At 67.0% G+C, this 1030-nt stretch carries 2 protein-coding genes; one reads left to right on the top strand and one right to left on the bottom strand.

The features are described 5' to 3' along the window. Positions 1 to 183: hypothetical protein (locus tag ACXJKJ_RS30155; protein WP_457395020.1), on the bottom strand; the 183-nt coding region annotated here is incomplete at its 3' end. 106 nt (positions 184 to 289) lie between these two features. Between ACXJKJ_RS30155 and ACXJKJ_RS30150 the strand changes: the two genes are divergently transcribed. Continuing rightward, positions 290 to 712 carry a hypothetical protein gene (locus ACXJKJ_RS30150; RefSeq protein WP_457318288.1) on the top strand — a complete coding sequence of 141 codons (423 nt, stop codon included), beginning with the start codon at positions 290 to 292 and terminating at the stop codon, positions 710 to 712. Positions 713 to 1030 lie beyond the last annotated feature (318 nt).

Raw genomic sequence — 1030 nt, 5'->3', positions numbered from 1 at the left:
GCTCGTGCCCACGCCGACCGTGGGGCTATCGCTCGCCAGCCGCACGAGATAGCCGGCCAGGCCACCCAACGGGAGCCCAAGGAAGCTGCATACGCCCAGCCAAGGCCAGCGTTGCACCATCGTTGCCCGTGGCGACGACACAACGTGCGGCGGCGCGGTATCCAATGGTGTGTTGTCCTGCATGTCAGCCTCCCCGGTTCACCCAACCGTACACCATCGCCCGCCGTGCACGGTCCCTCCCGCTCGCTACGCCACAATGCGGCAATACCCGCTACCAGGAGGACCCGCCATGCACGTCGTCACCCGCCTGCTACTGCTGTCACCCCTGTTGCTCAGCGCCTGCCGCAACGCCGACTCCGGCGCCGGCACGTTCTCCTCCGATCCCATGCTGGGGTGCTATGCCACCCACCCACGCAAGCCGGCGGAGTTCCGCATCGAGCAGCAGCAGGGCCAGTACTACGTGTCGTTCAACCGCGACGAACAGTGGCAACGCGACGATACCGTCCTGCAGGTGTCCTCGCGAGCGGACATCGCCCGCTTCTTCAAGGATGACGCCGATCAGATCGACAAGGCGCTGGTACGCCCGAACGGCGGGTTCGGCATCTTCCACTTCAATCCCGGTGCCACGCTCAAGGGCAAGGACAAGGACAGCGACTACATGGCACTGGTGCTGATCGGCGCCGGGCCAGTGTTCAAAGTGCGCTGCGGCTGAGTCCAGCCGGCGAGCCGCGGATGTGCAATTGACGACGTCGCACTAGCCTCTACTCCGGCAGTGCGGGAGGACGCTGTGCGTTCCTTCCGGTGCCCATGACCCACCGGAAAGTGACGCAGTAACGCCGGCGGGCAACTCCCCGTGCCTGCCGCCATCGCCCTTCTCCCGCACTGCCGGCCGTGCGACGCACGCGCGCGGCAACGCCAGTACCCATCCTCTGCAGTACCCCACCCGCAGACGCGCGCAGACGGGCAGCGCGGGGCCGTACTTCAACACGGCCCGTCCCCACGGGCGATGCGATGGATGGAGCTGTACGGC

This window comes from Roseateles sp. P5_E1 (genome assembly GCF_054049335.1).
The sequence above is the reverse complement of the archived record's forward strand: the minus strand, read 5'-3'. Positions and strand labels throughout refer to the sequence as shown.